Origin of the sequence: Prevotella disiens (genome assembly GCF_900454955.1) — a bacterium.
Taxonomy (GTDB): Bacteria; Bacteroidota; Bacteroidia; order Bacteroidales; family Bacteroidaceae; genus Prevotella; species Prevotella disiens.
The window spans coordinates 1,097,622-1,112,296 of sequence record NZ_UGTL01000001.1; the positions used below are offsets into that span (position 1 = coordinate 1,097,622).

Sequence of the window (14,675 nt, forward strand, 5' to 3'; positions counted from 1 at the left end):
AGTAGAAATGCCATCTTTAAAAGAAATTAAAATTCGAATTGCCAGCGTTAATAACACTCGTAAAATTACAAGTGCTATGAAAATGGTGGCATCGAGTAAACTTCACCATGCTCAAGTAGCTATCGAGAATATGCTCCCTTATGAAAATATGCTTGAACATATTTTAAAAGCATTCTTGGTGTCTACTCCTGATGTGGATACTCCTTTCGCCCAAGAACGACCTGTTAAGCGTGTTGCTTTGCTTGTTTTTTCTTCAAATAGCTCGTTGTGTGGAGGTTTCAATGGTAATGTTATCAAAATGCTACAAAATACAGTCAATGAATATTTGGCTACAGGCATAGAAAAAGATAATATTATTGTTTATCCAATTGGGCGCAAAGTGGCTGAGAAGGTGGCTAAGATGGGACTTAAAAGTGCTGGCTCGTTCATAGAGTTAGCCGATAAGCCCAATTCTGGAGAATGCCAACGTATTGCCATAGAGATTGAAAAACTTTGGTTGGAAGAGAAAATAGACAAAGTAGAAATGATTTATCATCATTTTAAAAGTGCGGGAACTCAAATTCTTACACGCAAAACTTATTTGCCTATTGATTTGGAAACAGAGTTGAATGCTGACCACGAACGCGACTTAACTACAAATGTCGTAACGAAAAAGACGCAAGAATATCTCAAGAAACATGGTAAAGCGGAGCAACCAAGAGAAAGTAAAGAGGTGAAACCACTGAACGATGATTTTATTGTTGAACCAGACCTTAAAACAGTCTTGACTTCTCTGGTGCCTAAATTGCTTCATTTAATGGTCTATACGGCATTGTTAGATAGTAATGCTTCTGAACATGCTGCGCGTATGGTGGCGATGCAAACAGCAACAGATAATGCTGACGAATTACTTCGTGGCTTAAATCTTCAGTATAATAAGTCTCGTCAGGCTGCTATTACTTCTGAATTATTAGATATTGTTGGAGGTTCAGTAAACAACTAATCCTTCAATTCGCATAATAAACAAACTGAATTGCACCCCAAAAGTTCGATACAAAACTTTTTGGGGTGCTTTATTTATATATAAATGATATTCATTTGAAGACAAAGGTGGTGGAATATTGTTTAAAATAATATAGGCAGATTGAAAAGACAAGCAAAGGAGAGATGGAACAGAGGAAGTTATGTTATGAAAAAAGAATCTTTCAGTCCGAAAAGTCTTGCTGAAAAGTTGCGTAGTAACTTCTTCTTGTAAGAATCTACTAAATATTTCTAAGATTTCGGCTAATATTGGATGCTTACGATGCAAAGGCTTTCGTAGCAGTATTCCTATGGAAGTATTGCAGTACTTTCCTATGAGTACTCTGGTACTTTCCCATAAGTACTCTGGTACTCTCGCAAGAGTACTGACACAGAATACCGTTAATTGGAGTTTGGAAGATAGGGGAACAAATGAAAAACGATAAGGGCTAACGTCTCGTGAAAGTGTGTTAGCCCTTAATTGTTTTGTTTTTAAGGTGTGGGAGAGATACTATCGGTTATTTACTATTCTTCTTATAGCTTACCACCGCCCAAGTATCCATGGCAATGGCAAATGCAAGGAGCGACCAAACTTGCGATGCTATACTTTGGAAGTCGCCTCCACGTACAAAAATGGTTCTTATGGCACCTATGAAATAGTGCATTGGGTTGAGGTAAGTGGTAGCATATGCCCAATCGGGCATAGAGCGTGAAGGTGTGAAAAGTCCGCTCATCATTATCATTATCATGATGATGAACCACATGGTGAAGGCAGCTTGTTGCATGGTTTCGTTGTAATTGGAAATGACTAAGCCTAAGCCGCTGAAGACAAAGGCAAGCAAAATGCAAAGCAAATATACCAGCGGCAGGCTGCCCACCGATGTTATGCCGTAGAGTAGCCATGCGATGATGAAACAAATCGTAACGACTAAAATAGCAATGAGCCAATAAGGAATGAGCTTTGCCAAAATAAACGTCCATTTCCCAACTGGGGTAACGTTGATAGCTTCAATGGTTCCCGCTTCTTTTTCTGCCACAATGTTCAATGTTGGAAGAAATCCGCAGAGCATCATCAGCAACATTGCTATCAATGAAGGTATCATGTAGAGTTTGTAATTCAAGTGTTTGTTGTACAAATAAAGGGTCGAAATGTTTGATTCTATCACATCTATTTCGGGATACAATTGGCGTGTAACGATGTTACTTAAATAGCTACTGCCCATCATTCCCTTTGTTCCGTTCACAGTATTGGCAGCAATGAACACCTGTGGCATCAGTCCATTCATCTTGTCGCGCTCAAAATGTTGTGGAATAGTAATGATAATATCGGTTTCCGACTTCTCAATACTCTTCATTGCTTCGGTATATGTGTTCTGCTGCTTGTGGAAAATAAAGTAATTGCTTGCTACAATGTGTTGTACAAGTTGTTGCGAAAGGGTAGAATGGTCGTTGTCTACCACATCCACCTTTATGTTTTTTACGTCCATTGTCAGCACCCATGGCATAATGCACATAACAAACAGTGGAAAGGCAACTATCATTTTAGGCATGAAACCATTGCGAAAGATTTGTAAAAACTCCTTCTCTAACAAAAAGCGCAACCGTTTTATGTTTTGCCTTTTATGTTTTTTCGGTTCTTTATTATCCATCTGTCGTTTACTGTTTGTTATTCTAATCGTGTTTTAAATTTTTTGAGGGCGATGAAGAGGAAGAAAGTCATCATTCCAACCAACATTGCGAGTTCATTCAAGATACTTTCCAATCCCACACCCATAATCATGAGCTTGCGCATGGCACTGATATAATAGCGTGGCGGCATTATTATGGAAATCCATTGCAACGCATCTGGCATACTTTCGATAGGGAACATCATTCCACTGAGCAACATACTGGGCATTAAGAGTAGCATTGCCGACATGAGCAGGGCGACAATTTGGGTTTCTGCAATGGTTGAAATGAGCAGTCCTAAGGCAAGCGACATGATGATATAAACTGCAGAAATGGCTACAATCCAAAAGATACTACCTGCCAAAGGAACGTTCAAAACGAAGCGTGCCATGAGTAAAATAATGCTAAGAATGCCGAATGATACGAGCATATAGGGGACTGCCTTTGCCACAATGATGAGGATAGGACGGATGGGACTTACCAAAAGCACTTCCATGGTGCCACGTTCTTTTTCTCGCACAATGCTTATAGAAGTCATAATGGTGCAAATCAAAATTAAAAGCAATCCCATTGTACCTGGTACAAAGTTATAAGCACTTTTCATTTGTGGGTTGTAGAGCAATTTGATACTTACAGGCGATGCCGAAAGGGTAGGGCTTTTTCCTTTCAACTGTTTGCTTGTGAGGTGTTGTTGCAGTATGCGTGTGGCAAGATTGCTGTATTGTTGTCCCATGTTTGGGTCTGTTCCGTCGGTTATCAACTGTATTCCGCCCTGTTTATTGGCAAAGTTTTGCGAAAAGGTAACTGCCATATCAGCCTCTTGGTTGCGCATTAATCGTTCTGCCTCTGTGGGTGTCGCAACACAATGGGTAATTTTGAAATATTCACTGACCCTCAATGCCTCTACCATGGCTTGCGTTTGGTTGTCCATAGACGAAGTAACCACGACAGTTCTGATATTTCTTACTTCAATGGATAGCGCAAATCCAAAGAGAAACATCAATATAATGGGCATTCCAAAAAGTATTAATAACGTGTGTTTGTCCCGGAAGATATGCCGCATTTCTTTGATAACGAACGATAAGAAAAGCGGTTTTGCTCCCTTGTTACACCCTTTTTGGTGTATGGTAGTCAAGTTTTCTTGTTGTTGATTTCCTTTCTTTGCGTTCATAATTCTATCTTTTAAAAACAAATCAAAGTTTCCTCTCTTTTAAGTGCGTTTGGCTTGTTGTGCCAAATAGGTGAAAACATGGTTCATATCCGCCTGTTTATACTTTTCTTTCAACTCGTTGGGCGTTCCCATTGCTGCAATTTTTCCGTCTACCATGATACTTAGGCGGTCGCAATATTCGGCTTCGTCCATATAGTGGGTAGTAACAAAGACGGTGATACCTCGTTTGGCAGCTTCGTAGATGAGTTCCCAAAATTGGCGGCGTGTCTTTGGGTCTACACCCCCCGTTGGTTCGTCCAAGAAAACCACATCGGGTTCGTGCAAAATGCTTACAGAAAAGGCTAATTTCTGTTTCCAACCGAGTGGCAATGAGGCTACAATGTCGTTTTTATGTTCTGTAAAGTGCATGCTTTCCAATAATTTGTTAGTGCGTTTGCTAATTTCCGCAGTAGATAAACCATAGATACCTGCAAACAAACGAATGTTTTCCTTTACAGTGAGGTCTTCGTAGAGCGTGAACTTTTGGCTCATATAACCAATATGCTGCTTGATTTGTTCGTATTCCGTAGCCACATCGTAGCCTGCAACCATGCCTTTGCCGCTCGTAGGTTGGTTCAATCCTGTCAGAATGCGCATTGCAGTGGTTTTTCCTGCACCATTTGCTCCTAAGAAACCAAAGATTTCTCCACGTTTAACCTTAAAACTGATGTCATTAACCGCCTTGAAAGTGCCAAAAGCCTTGACCAAATGTTCTACTTCAATCACGTTTTCACTTTCCGTTACTTCCGCTTTAAGTTTGTCAATTGGTGGCGGATTGAACACGTTAGCAAAGCGTTCAAGTATGATTTCGGGCATATCAATGCCTTGTATCTTCCCTTCGGCAAGGAAAGCTACGCGTTCGCATTGTCTAACCTCATCAAGATAAGGGGTTGAGGCTACAATGGTAATGCCTTGATTGCGCAGCGATTGCAGCATTTCCCAAAACTCTTTGCGACTGACAGGGTCTACTCCCGTTGTGGGTTCATCGAGAAATAGCACCATAGGCTTATGCACTAAGGCACACGAAAGGGCTAATTTTTGTTTCATTCCACCCGACAATGCCCCTGCTTTCCTATCTTTGAAAGGTTCAATTTGGGCGTAAATGGGTTTGATAAGTTCGTAACCAGCTTCGATAGTTGTCCCAAATAAAGTAGCAAAAAAGTCAAGATTTTCTTCCACAGTTAAGTCTTGATAAAGCGAAAACTTGCTGGGCATGTAGCCAACATTTTGCCTTATGCGTTTCATATCTTTGACAGTGTCGCACCCATCTACGATTGCTGTGCCTTCATCTGGCAGCAAGAGTGTGGTAAGAATGCGAAACAACGTGGTTTTCCCTGCTCCGTCAGGTCCTATTAAACCAAATATTTCGCCCTTACCAACTTCGAATGAAACGTTGTTTAACGCACAAACGTTTCCGTACGACTTTGAAAGGTCAGTTACTTTAATCATTTTCGCCCAACAATTCTACTTCCCCATACATTCCGATTTTGATGTAACCATCGTTTTTCACCCTTATTTTTATGGCATAAACCAAGTCGGCTCGTTCGTCATCGGTGAGTATTGTCTTTGGTGTAAACTCGCTTTTATTGCTTATCCATGTAATTTTTCCTTTATATTCCTTGCGTTGCTCATTTCCGTAATCGGCAAAAACTTTCACTATTTGTCCCACTTTTACATTCATCAATTGCTCGGAAGTGATGTAAGCACGCATTATCATTTGGTTGGTATCAGCCATTTTGAAAAGCGGTTTGCCTGCTACTGCAAATTCACTTTGTTCCATATACTTCTCCAAAACGATACCATTGATAGGCGAAACAATGTTGGTATTGCTAATTTGGTCGTCAATCTGCGATGTTTCTATGGTTAAATTCTCATCGTCAGCCTTGACCATTGCACGTTGAGCATCTAAGCCTTCTATCTGCGCATTAATGCCTTTGCTTTGTTGGGATAGACTTTCGTTCGCACTTGCTAATTGTTCTTGTGTGGCAACCAATTGCTTTTGCAACACCAAGATATTGTATTCAATGTCGTCTACTTGCTTTCGTGTCGCTGCACCATCGTCTAAAAGTTCTTGAAAGCGTTGTTTTTCTCGCTTTAAATTGGCGATTTGTTGTTGCAAAGATGCGATTTGATTTCCCAAATCTAAAGTTCTGCTATCGTTAGCCGCCCGATTGGCTGCCATTTGGCGTTGCGTTGTCGCTATTTGCTGTCGGCTTGCATTTAGCTTTTTCTTCGATGTAGCCAATTGATTACGTTTCAATTGCAATTGAGTGGCATCTATTAATCCCACCAATTCGCCCTGTTTCAGCTGCTGACCTTCTACAATATTGAGGCGTTCGATTTGCCCTGACGCCTTTGCTGATATGGTAATTTCGGTCGCTTCAAATGTTCCTGTGGCTTTGTTGGTCAAATCTTTATCGCTGCAACTCATCATGGTTGCCGCCACAAGTAAGCCAAAATATAGTTTATTTTTCATATTTTGAGTTTTTTATTTTCTTTTTTTGATGATAACAACTTGTTTTCCTTCGCTTTAAAATAGTAATTTTTCTACTATTGTGCCAAGAGGATTTTCTTATCGTAAAGTTGCTTTAATAACTCTATTTCGTGAGTTGAAAGATTTGTTTTTGCTGCATTCTCCTTCGTAATCTCCTGTAAGAGTGATGTTGTTTCTATGATGCCGTGTCGGAGTTTAGATTCGTAAGCCTTTCTCACTTTGCTTCGTAGTTGAATAATCTCGTTGTCGGTTGCTATTAATTGTTGGAAACGCTCTATTTCAGTGTCGTTCTGAATTTCCTCCAACTTGCTATTGAAAAGGAAAGTAGCACGTTCTGTTTCAGCAGTCTCACGCTTCAATTGTAAACGAGTCTTGTCGCCTTTTCGAGTGTATAGTGGAGAAATATCCCAACTTAGTTTTAAGCCCACGATTCCGTTCAGTGAAAAGCGGCGATTCATCATATCGGCATACATGTCGAAGCCTGGATAACCATAGAAACCACTTGCAAAAGCCCCTAACTTTGGCATTAACTGACTATGTAAAGCAGCTTCTTGTGCATCGATAACTTTGATTTGCGCATCTAAAAGGCGCAGTTCTGGGCGATAGTTTTCACCCTTTGCCAATGGAATAGAGGCAGGTTTTTCCACGTTACTAACGGTTGTTCCGACGAAAGCAGATAGTAAACTGAGCAAGCTCTTTTGTTTGGCTCGCAAACTGTTTTCTTCTTGTATAACATTGAGGCGTTCGGCACGCACAGAAGCATAGTCGCTTTCGGTGGCAACACCGCCTTTGAGCATAGCCTCTAATTGTTTTTCGTTAGCAAGCAGCAGCGTTTGTCGGTCAGCGTTTAATTTTATCATTTCGTTGGCAAAGAGAATGGAGAAGAAAATTTCGTTTACACGTTTCCTTACCGCATAAATATTCACATCGTTTTGCGCTGCTTGCAAGTCGCCTTGTCGCCGAATGATGTTTTTTTGACTTTTTATGGCACCTCCATCGTAGATAATTTGGTTCACATCAATGCCTATTTTGTATTGGTCGCGCTTTAATCCTTCCCACGCTACACCAGTGATTTTTAAGAGATTGTTCATTGTTTCGGGCAACGTAACCACATCGCTTTGCAAGGTTGCTTGGGCGTATGCACTGATTTTAGGCAACCATTGTTTGGCAACGTTATCTGTTTCGGTGGCTGTTGTTTGGGCAATTAGGTCGTGTTTCTTAATCAATGGATAATTTTGCACGGCAAGTTCTTGACATTCGGCAAGTGTCTTGGTTTGAGCCAACATGGGAATTGGCAAACAGAGAAATATTATAATTATAAAATGTTTCATAAGTAAATAAGTATGAACTATTTGCAAAGTTAAAGTTTTCTTTCGTATATAACGAATATTTTCCTTGAATTTTGTTTGAAATAGGGCTTATTTTGCGTTTCTGCTCCATACTTTTTCATGAAAATGGAGTATGCTTCATAGGATGAAATATCCTATCCCTGAAATGAGCATATATTCTTTAAAATGAAAAACCTATTGTTTTGAGCCGCAAAACAATAGGTTTTGCGTTTCAAAACAATAGGTTTCTTTTTTTGAAACAATTTTCATCAAAGATTATCACGCATCTTTGTGAGATGTTCTTTTTGGTTTTCTGTCAAAACAGTAGGCAGCTTCACATTATATTTTAAGATGATTTCGCTGCGCTGGGCAGTAGCTTTGAGTCTGACTTTTGTTCCGTTTTGCGTGTAAGGTTTTACTTTTAGTTTCACCTTTTTGCCTTCTGGAAGTTGTACAACCACCTCGCCACCGAGCAAAGCCGTGTACATGTCGATGTTGATTTCCTTCTCTTGCGCTTGTGGAGCGGTGTTTGTGTAATTGCTTTGACGGCGATAGCTGCCACGAGTGCCACCCCCAAACAAGTCTTGGAAGAAACTACTGAATCCGCCTCCCATACTTCCGAAGTCAAAGCCCTCGAACGATGTGTTGTAGCCACCTTGTCTGCCGCCACCAAAGTTTTCGTAGGCTTCGGCATTGCGCCACTGTTCGCCATATTTATCGTATTTCGCACGCTTGTCAGGGTCGCCAATGACTTCGTAAGCCTCTGACAATGCTTGAAATTTAGCCTTTGCTTTTGCATCGTTAGGGTGTAGGTCGGGGTGAAATTGCTTCGCACGCTTACGATAAGCCGCACGAACATCTTTCTGCGGAATATCCTTCTTTACGCCTAATATTTTATAATAATCTACAAATGCCATTTTTATTTTCCTCCTGCTTATTTTTTTTATTCCACTATTTCATAAGCAAAATATATGCCATAGCAACGTTTTTTATCATTTTGGCAGTAAATTGTCATATAAAACGATTGTTTTGCAGTTAATCCATGCGCTGTTTGTAATCTTCGTAAGCATATTGGCGCAAAATTTCCAACTCGTTATTTGGGTGGAGTAGGGCTATGCCAGGGTGGGTAATGCCATTGAACATATTTGTTTTAACGGTCGTGTAATGGAGCATATCCTCGAAAATAATGTTCTCACCAATCTCTAACGCATGGTCAAAGTGCCAATAACCCAACCAATCGCCACTCAAACAACTGTTACCACCTAAGCGATAAGTGTTGGTAGCATGTTGTTCGATCTCCTCAACACAAGCTGCATTGCGCACAGTAGGTTGGTAGGGCATTTCCAAACAATCGGGCATGTGGCAAGTAAAGCTAACATTGAGAATAGCAGTTTGTATACCTTTATCTTCCACAATATCAACAATTTGAGCAACAAGAGATCCCGTTTGCCATGCAAAAGCACTGCCTGGCTCTAAGATAACCTTTAGCCACGGATATTTTTCCTTAAAGGTTTTCAACAGTTTGATAAGGCGTGGAATGTCATAATCCTTACGAGTCATGAGGTGTCCGCCCCCAAAATTAATCCACTTTATTTGGCTAAACCAAGGCGAAAACTTCTGTTCTATGTGGGCTAAGGTGCGTTCAAATACATCGCTACCATTCTCGCAATGGCAATGAACATGGAATCCTTCAATGTCGTTTGGCAAAGTTTTAGGGAGTTTATCGGCAGAAACACCAAAGCGAGTGCCTGGTGCGCAAGGATTATATAGTAAGGTTTCCACTTCGGAATATTCAGGGTTTACGCGTAATCCGATGCTCGTTTCCTTATTAATTTGCTTGATATGCGCATGGAAACGGTTGTATTGAGAAAGCGAATTGAAAACTAAATGCGACGAACAACGCGCTATTTCGTCAATTTCGTAATCGGTATAAGCAGGCGAAAAAGTATGGGTGGGAGCGCCAAATTCTTGAAAACCTAACTTCGCTTCGTATAGTGATGAGGCTGTAGTAGCCTTGATATATTCACGAAAAATAGGAAACGTTCGCCAAAGTGCGTATGCCTTAAAAGCCAATATGATTTCTATATCGGCTTCTTTCGCAACTTTTGAAATCAGCGACAAGTTGTTTCGCAATTTCGCCTCTTCTAATATATAAGTGGGGCGATGCAGTTCTTCGAATGTTAATGCGTTAATTTTCATTCTGCAAATATACAGAAAAGTTTGTGAAACTCGGAAATAATATCTACCTTTGCACCAAAATAATGGGTATGAAATTGGTCGTCATGACTAAATCCACGTATTTTGTGGAGGAAGACAAGATATTAACGCTACTCTTCGAGGCGGGACTTGAAAATCTGCACATCTCGAAGACAGATGAATCGTCTTTGTATCTTGAACGACTATTGATGCTTATTCCAACCAAATATCACAAGTACATTATTGTTTATCAACACTTCGATATGGCGAAAAAGTTGTCGTTGGCGGGCATTCATCTGGATAATTTAGAGGTAGAACCACCAATTGGCTACAAAGGACAGATAGGAAGAACATGTAAGAACTCAATGCTTTTAAAAGAAATGCGTAAGAATTCTGATTATGTTATCCTTAAAAATGTTTATGAAGATAGTAGTGATGCAACGAAAACCCCTGTGTTATCAAGTATGGAACTTACTGAACTCAAGAAGCAAGGAAGGCTTGGTAAACATGTATATGCAATGGGAGGAGTAACATTAGAACGTATACCAGAGTTAAAAAACTATGGTTTTGGAGGAGTAGTAGTGGGCAATGATTTTTGGAATAAGATTGATTTGCGTGCTGATACCGATTTCAAAGGAATATTAAACTACTTTCATCAACTTCGACAAGCAACAGAATAATCAACATAACCCCTATATTTAATAACTATTAAAGATGAGTGAAGAAAACTCTTTTTTAGTATTCTCGGGAACAAAAACGAGATACTTAGCAGAAAAAATTTGTGCAAGCTTGAATTGTCCTTTAGGAAATTCAGTTATGACACGTTTCTCTGACGGAGAATTTGCCGTGTCATACGAACAGAGTATCCGCGGTAAGGACGTATTTCTTGTGCAAAGTACATTCCCAAATTCTGACAATTTAATGGAGTTACTCCTGATGATTGACGCTGCGAAACGTGCATCAGCTCGTAACATCATTGCTGTAATACCATATTTTGGTTGGGCGCGTCAGGATAGAAAAGACAAGCCACGTGTTAGCATTGGTGCTAAATTGGTTGCCGATTTATTGAGTGTTGCAGGTATCGACCGTCTGATTACGATGGATTTACACGCTGATCAGATTCAAGGTTTCTTCGATGTTCCTGTTGACCACCTTTATGCAAGTGGTGTGTTACTGCCTTATTTGCAGAGTTTACGCTTAAAGGATATGGTAATTGCCAGTCCTGATGTGGGTGGTTCTAAGCGTGCTAATACATACGCTAAGTACCTTGGCTGTCCATTGGTGCTTTGCAATAAGACTCGCGCACGTGCCAATGAAGTTGCTACAATGCAGATTATTGGTGATGTAAAGGATAAGAATGTTGTTATCGTTGATGATATGGTGGATACCGCAGGTACGATGTCGAAGGCTGCTGATATTATGAAAAAGGCTGGTGCTAAGAGTGTTCGTGCTTGTGCATCACACTGTGTTATGAGTGGTCCTGCTAACGAACGTGTCGATGTTTCTGCTTTGGAAGAGTTGGTTTTCACTGATTCTATTCCTTATACTGACAGATGTTCAAAAGTAAAGCAAATTTCTGTTGCTGATATGTTTGCTGAAACGATTCTTCGTGTTGTAAAAAATGAAAGTATTTCTGACCAATATTTGGTATAGAACGTTAGAAATTAGATTATTATAAGATAGAAAAGAGCCATAGCTAAACTCTGTTTTTAGAGTTGCTATGGTTCTTTTGTGTTGTGTGGGCTAATGTTTATAATGATGCGCTCATTCTTTTGTTTTGTCGTTATCCCTCTATCTGTTCTATTTCTATTAGCATTGTTCTATGGCAGTCCTCTTGTGATTGTACTGCAGTTTCCCTATGGGAAACTGCTGTTCATCTATTGCGTTCGTTATCGTCTTTCTATGGGGATAGTGTTCGACGTTTTATCGTGTTGTTTTGTTGGGGAAGCTTACTTTTTAGATGATGCCTCGCAAACGGTCGTCGAATGCTGAGAGCGCAGCTTTTGCTCCTTCGCCCATGGCAATTACGATTTGTTTGTATGGAACATTAGTTACATCGCCTGCGGCATATACGCCTGGAAGGGAAGTGCGGCAAAATTCATCAACTTTTATTTCTTGTCTTGGTGTGAGTTCTAAGTCTTTTTTGAATGGGTCGCTATTGGCTGCAAGACCAATTTGTACGAAAACGCCGTCAAAGGCATAATCTTTTTCTTCCTCTGTTAATCGGTTTTTAACGGTTAAGGCTGTGAGTTTAGTGCCATCACCCTTCACATTGGTGGTTTGTGCATTCTTTATGATTGTAAGATTTGGCATTGTTGCTGCTTTTTCTTGCAATATTGTGTCGGCACGAAGGGTGTCGCCAAACTCGAAAACGGTAACGTTTTTACAAATTCCTGCTAAGTCAATGGCTGCTTCAAGTCCTGAGTTTCCGCCGCCAATGACGGCAACATTTTTTCCTTTATAGAATGGACCATCGCAGTGTTGGCAGAAATGAATGCCATGTCCGATGTATTTCGCTTCGTCGCCAACGTTCAATCTACGCCAATTTGCGCCTGTTGCGATGATTACAGCTGGTGCTTTGAAAACTTCTCCACCCTTTACATGGATACTTTTTAGCTTGTCTTTTAGTTCTACGCTTGCTATTTTGCGATGCTCAAACAAGTCGATTGGGTAATCGGATAAGTGGCTTTTTAAGTCGGCAGCCAATTGTGTTCCGTTTGTTTGTGGCACCGAAATAAGATTTTGAATGCCCGTTGTGTCGTTTACTTGTCCACCAATACGCTCTGCTATTAAGCCTACTTTCAATCCTTTGCGAGCAGAATAGATAGCAGCAGAGACACCTGCGGGTCCGCCTCCAATAACCATTACGTCATATTGGCGTTCTATTGGTTCCTCGTTTTCAATGGTTTCGCTGCCTACTCTGTCTTCTAATTCTTGCAAAAGCATGCCCAAATCGCCACGACCGATATGTAATGATTCTTCATTACAGTAAACTGCTGGTACGCCTTGTATGTTTAAATCGCTTATTTCTTGTTGATAAATGCCCCCATCAACCATTTCGTGTTTGATATTTGGGTTGATAAGCGACATGAGGTTGAGTGCTTGGACGACGTCAGGACAGTTGGTACAAGTCAATGAAACGTATGTTTTTAGTTTAATGTTTCCCTTTAATGCTTTAATTCTGCTTTGAATCATTTCGTCAGGGAAGTTTTTCCCTTGTCCGTCAGTATTGAGAACTGCTAATAATAGTGAAGTAAATTCGTGTCCATTGGGTATGCCTCGGAAGGTAATACCTGTTTCTTTATTGTCTTTTAGTAAACTAAATTGCAACTGAGCATTACCCTTTTCTGTGAATTGAACAGACAATTTTTCAGAAGTAGAAGCAAAGTCATTGAGAAATTCCTTCAGTTCTTCTGCCTTTTTATCATTATTTTGGAACGTAGCATCAAGGGTTATATTCGAGTTTAGGGACGCAAATATGCCTTTTACTTGTTCTAATATATTCTGGTCTAACATAAAATGTGATGTCATTAGTTAATAAAAAATCCCTCACTTTTCTTCTTTACCATTATTTCCATAAGGAAATTGGATAGTAGGAAAGCGAGGGATAATTCATAATGTATTGTGTAAAATCTTAATCCTCTTGCTAATAGTTTTCTATCATACTTATGGGCTATGAGCAAGGATAGGATTAAACTTTATGTTTTAAATTTTACCAACGAGGTCGATGCTTGGTTTGATAGTTTCAGCACCTTCGTTCCACTTTGCTGGGCAAACTTCACCAGGGTGAGAGGCTACGAATTGAGCTGCTTTAACCTTGCGAACAAGTTCGTCAGCATTACGTCCGATGCTATTGTCTTGCATTTCAGCCAACTTAACCTTGCCTTCTGGGTCGATAACGAATGTACCACGATAAGCCAAACCTTCGTCTTCTTTGTAAACACCGAAACCCTTTGCCAATACTCCGAGAGGGTCGGCAAGCATGGTATAATTGATTTTCTTGATGCTATCTGAAGCGTCTGCCCAAGCCTTGTGTACGAAATGAGTATCACAACTTACTGAGAATACTTCTACGCCCATGCCTTTCAACTCTTCGTACTTGCCTGCAAGGTCTACAAGTTCGGTAGGGCAAACGAATGTAAAGTCAGCTGGGTAGAAGAAGAAAATCGCCCATTTACCTTTAATATCTTCGTTTGATACTGTTCTAAATTCACCGTTTTGGTATGCCTGAACCTTAAATTCAGGAGCTGCTGCGTTGATAATTGTTTCCATTTTAAATGTTTTGTTTTTTAATTCAGTAGCTTCCGACTTTTCTGTCTTCTGCTTTCTGATATGTTACTGTTAATTATTAAATTTCAATTCTATTGCTATGAGAAGTTTATGGCAAACTTTCTTTTGTGTATCCGTTACAATCTTTTACCTAAAAATCACTTTATATCATACGTTGTATGAGGTGTTTGTTATTCTTTATTTTCTTTTGACAATGCAAAGATAGTACTTTGTTTTTAGGCTGACAACAGATAAAATCTATACAACAATAGAAAGAATCTATTAAGTAGGATAAATTGCTGGAAATCAAAATGTTATAACTTTAAAATAAACTTTTGTTTTCTTGATATTATAATCGGGAAAATCAATCAAAGTTTATAGTAGGAGGCATAACACCATATTATCCCATTTTCAAAAGAGCCTGTTTTTATGTTCAAAACAGCCTATTTTGCACTCCGAAATAGGCGGTTTTGGAAATCAGAAGTGAACTCTTTATAAATGAAGGCACAAG

Annotated in this window: 12 protein-coding genes; 3 read left to right on the top strand and 9 right to left on the bottom strand. The window is 39.8% G+C overall.

Features of this window, described 5'->3' with window-relative positions; translation table 11 throughout:
* The first annotated feature begins 7 nt into the window (after positions 1-7).
* The gene (locus tag DYI03_RS04870; RefSeq protein ID WP_004357181.1) at positions 8-982 is read left to right on the top strand and encodes a F0F1 ATP synthase subunit gamma; all 975 of its coding nucleotides are present in this window, start codon (positions 8-10) and stop codon (positions 980-982) included.
* Between the two features lie 535 nt (positions 983-1,517).
* Here DYI03_RS04870 and DYI03_RS04875 read toward each other — a convergent pair.
* The 7 genes from DYI03_RS04875 to nspC all read right to left on the bottom strand — a co-directional run bounded on the left by DYI03_RS04875 (position 1,518) and on the right by nspC (position 9,898).
* Positions 1,518-2,648: an ABC transporter permease gene (locus DYI03_RS04875; RefSeq protein WP_021668492.1), complete on the bottom strand. Its 1,131-nt coding sequence runs from the start codon at positions 2,646-2,648 to the stop codon at positions 1,518-1,520.
* 17 nt (positions 2,649-2,665) lie between these two features.
* The gene (locus tag DYI03_RS04880) at positions 2,666-3,730 is read right to left on the bottom strand and encodes an ABC transporter permease (RefSeq protein WP_036858582.1); all 1,065 of its coding nucleotides are present in this window, start codon (positions 3,728-3,730) and stop codon (positions 2,666-2,668) included.
* A gap of 147 nt (positions 3,731-3,877) precedes the next feature.
* On the bottom strand, positions 3,878-5,326 hold the full coding sequence (locus DYI03_RS04885; protein WP_021668494.1) for an ATP-binding cassette domain-containing protein: 1,449 nt from the start codon (positions 5,324-5,326) through the stop codon (positions 3,878-3,880).
* Positions 5,319-6,353 carry an HlyD family secretion protein gene (locus DYI03_RS04890; protein ID WP_021668495.1) on the bottom strand — a complete coding sequence of 345 codons (1,035 nt, stop codon included), beginning with the start codon at positions 6,351-6,353 and terminating at the stop codon, positions 5,319-5,321. The genes DYI03_RS04885 and DYI03_RS04890 overlap by 8 nt, the downstream gene beginning before the upstream one ends.
* Positions 6,354-6,427: 74 nt before the next feature.
* Entirely contained in the window at positions 6,428-7,702 is a 1,275-nt protein-coding gene (locus DYI03_RS04895; protein WP_021668496.1) for a TolC family protein, read from the bottom strand.
* A 266-nt stretch (positions 7,703-7,968) separates the two neighbouring features.
* A complete protein-coding gene (locus DYI03_RS04900; protein WP_004357568.1) occupies positions 7,969-8,616 on the bottom strand; it encodes a DnaJ domain-containing protein in 648 nt (215 codons plus the stop codon).
* Between the two features lie 118 nt (positions 8,617-8,734).
* Positions 8,735-9,898, bottom strand: a complete 1,164-nt coding sequence (gene nspC, locus DYI03_RS04905) for a carboxynorspermidine decarboxylase (RefSeq protein WP_004357469.1) — start codon at positions 9,896-9,898, stop codon at positions 8,735-8,737.
* A 68-nt stretch (positions 9,899-9,966) separates the two neighbouring features.
* Between nspC and DYI03_RS04910 the strand changes: the two genes are divergently transcribed.
* Entirely contained in the window at positions 9,967-10,575 is a 609-nt protein-coding gene (locus DYI03_RS04910) for a thiamine phosphate synthase (protein ID WP_025064422.1), read from the top strand.
* Positions 10,576-10,609: 34 nt separating this feature from the next.
* Positions 10,610-11,548: a ribose-phosphate pyrophosphokinase gene (locus tag DYI03_RS04915; protein ID WP_021668498.1), complete on the top strand. Its 939-nt coding sequence runs from the start codon at positions 10,610-10,612 to the stop codon at positions 11,546-11,548.
* A 303-nt stretch (positions 11,549-11,851) separates the two neighbouring features.
* On the opposite strand, the gene ahpF is transcribed toward DYI03_RS04915, so the two are convergent.
* Together ahpF and ahpC are read right to left on the bottom strand one after the other, a co-directional pair.
* Positions 11,852-13,411 (bottom strand): alkyl hydroperoxide reductase subunit F, encoded by a 1,560-nt coding sequence (ahpF, locus tag DYI03_RS04920; RefSeq protein ID WP_021668499.1) that lies wholly within the window; start codon positions 13,409-13,411, stop codon positions 11,852-11,854.
* Between the two features lie 189 nt (positions 13,412-13,600).
* Positions 13,601-14,167: an alkyl hydroperoxide reductase subunit C gene (ahpC, locus tag DYI03_RS04925; RefSeq protein ID WP_004357246.1), complete on the bottom strand. Its 567-nt coding sequence runs from the start codon at positions 14,165-14,167 to the stop codon at positions 13,601-13,603.
* Positions 14,168-14,675: the final 508 nt, after the last annotated feature.

Coding starts and splice junctions, on each gene's coding strand:
- DYI03_RS04915 (WP_021668498.1), top strand. CDS start 10,610: ATGAGTGAAGAAAACTCTTTTTTAGTATTCTCGGGAACAAAAACGAGA.
- DYI03_RS04910 (WP_025064422.1), top strand. CDS start 9,967: ATGAAATTGGTCGTCATGACTAAATCCACGTATTTTGTGGAGGAAGAC.
- DYI03_RS04900 (WP_004357568.1), bottom strand. CDS start 8,616: ATGGCATTTGTAGATTATTATAAAATATTAGGCGTAAAGAAGGATATT.
- DYI03_RS04875 (WP_021668492.1), bottom strand. CDS start 2,648: ATGGATAATAAAGAACCGAAAAAACATAAAAGGCAAAACATAAAACGG.
- ahpF (WP_021668499.1), bottom strand. CDS start 13,411: ATGTTAGACCAGAATATATTAGAACAAGTAAAAGGCATATTTGCGTCC.
- DYI03_RS04885 (WP_021668494.1), bottom strand. CDS start 5,326: ATGATTAAAGTAACTGACCTTTCAAAGTCGTACGGAAACGTTTGTGCG.
- DYI03_RS04890 (WP_021668495.1), bottom strand. CDS start 6,353: ATGAAAAATAAACTATATTTTGGCTTACTTGTGGCGGCAACCATGATG.
- DYI03_RS04880 (WP_036858582.1), bottom strand. CDS start 3,730: ATGCGGCATATCTTCCGGGACAAACACACGTTATTAATACTTTTTGGA.
- nspC (WP_004357469.1), bottom strand. CDS start 9,898: ATGAAAATTAACGCATTAACATTCGAAGAACTGCATCGCCCCACTTAT.
- DYI03_RS04870 (WP_004357181.1), top strand. CDS start 8: ATGCCATCTTTAAAAGAAATTAAAATTCGAATTGCCAGCGTTAATAAC.
- DYI03_RS04895 (WP_021668496.1), bottom strand. CDS start 7,702: ATGAAACATTTTATAATTATAATATTTCTCTGTTTGCCAATTCCCATG.
- ahpC (WP_004357246.1), bottom strand. CDS start 14,167: ATGGAAACAATTATCAACGCAGCAGCTCCTGAATTTAAGGTTCAGGCA.